The 1,622-nt window shown below is 43.1% G+C and carries 1 protein-coding gene; it reads right to left on the minus strand.

The window, feature by feature from the left end; genetic code table 11:
- Nucleotides 1-109 precede the first annotated feature (109 nt).
- Complete coding sequence (locus GCU48_RS11210; RefSeq protein ID WP_152380057.1) at nucleotides 110-1,144, minus strand: alpha/beta fold hydrolase; 1,035 nt, start codon at nucleotides 1,142-1,144, stop codon at nucleotides 110-112.
- Nucleotides 1,145-1,622: the final 478 nt, after the last annotated feature.

The raw sequence follows: 1,622 nt of genomic DNA on the forward strand, positions 1-1,622 counted from the left end.
GATCAATCAACAATAATAAGTGTTGGGCAGCAAAGACGCCCGGGTTCCTTTTTATAGGAAAAACCCGGGCGTCTTTTGTGTTTTATGCAAACATCAGCATATAAAGCTGCTAATCATCTGTGTTTGTTTTAGTAACGGTTAATTGAGGACGATGGGTAATGGAGATTAGCTCACGAATGACTTGAATGACAAGCTCTGGTTGATCATGGATAATCATATGATCGCTTTTCTTGGCAACAATAAATTTGCTGTTTGTAGAGATATTGAGCATCTCACGCTGCCCCATTTGCCAGCTGTTTTCGATTTGATCATTCCCGTTTTTACTTATACCGAACTGAGTCAAATTTTGCCGGATGCCCCGGGCAATCACACGCACAGGGAGATTTCCCAGATGCTGCCCACGTATGGCATCTTCGGTAGTGCTCGCCCGATCCCCCTCCTCGGCAACAGATCGAAAGTATTTGGGGGAAGCTACAATATTCACAAACGATTTCCTATCTTGTGCCTCAACACGACCAGCTAGCATAAAATTAGGGAACAGACGAAAAGCTCCCGACTTTTCTAGAAGAATGGACACTAACGGCGAGGGATTGACCTTAGGTTGTTCCTTGGCATAGATCTCATTTGTCCGGCGAGCGTCATTCTCAGGCCTAGCATCCACCAGGACCAACCCTGCCACTTCATCTCTGTGCGTTTGTGCGTACAGCCTTGAGTACATCCCCCCGAGGGAATGGCCTACCAGGATATAAGGAGCTTGGACGTCTGCATTCTTTAAGGCGACATGAAGCTCTCGAACGATGTTTTCCCCGGTGCGTGGAGTAGCAGCCTCCTCGCTCCAGGCATAGCCTGCCCGGTCATAGGATACAACGGTGGCGAATGATGACAGCTTTTCGGGAATATCTCTCCAGGACAGGCTGCTTTCCCCGCTTCCCGATTCAAGCAGTATTGTCGGAGAGCCGGCACCAAGCTTGCGAATATGGAGGCGATAGCCTCCGGCGTCGACCATTTTCCCCAAAGGAGGATATTGCGATTTATCCTGTTTAGAAGCAATCCATTCATACACAAATCCAGAGATAACGACAAGCAGTAAGCAAGAGATGACAAAAAACACAATTCTTATCCATGTTCGCCTACGTTGCTTCATTATTAAATCTACTCCTCTATACTATGAATGAATCCTCAGCTAATTTTTTATAAAACAAAACTGCTTACGTGTGGTTTTCTCATATCATTTTTACCCATCCTTTCTTTATCAAATCATCAATATTAAAGAAAAATAAGATCTAGCACTTCAACTGTAATGAGAGATGCGGTATTTCGGGGCGTAAAACAATTTCGAAAAAAAGCTTGCATTTAAATATTCAGTATGATATATTCTAATTCCGGCCAAGAAATACAATATTGTGAGTGAGAGTTACAAAAAGATTTTAAAAAAAAGCTTGCAAGATTGGTTCGGACATGATATGATATAAGAGTTGATGAAGCGAAGAGCTGAGTTAACGAACAAAGAAGTGTTTGATCTTTGAAAACTGAACAACGAGTGAGTGCGGATTTTACTTGTAAAATCCAACGCTGAGATTTTGATACATGCCGTTAGGTTGTATGAAATGGAAGCGAAATTG

Source organism: Paenibacillus brasilensis (assembly GCF_009363115.1).
GTDB classification, from domain to species: domain Bacteria; phylum Bacillota; class Bacilli; order Paenibacillales; family Paenibacillaceae; genus Paenibacillus; species Paenibacillus brasilensis.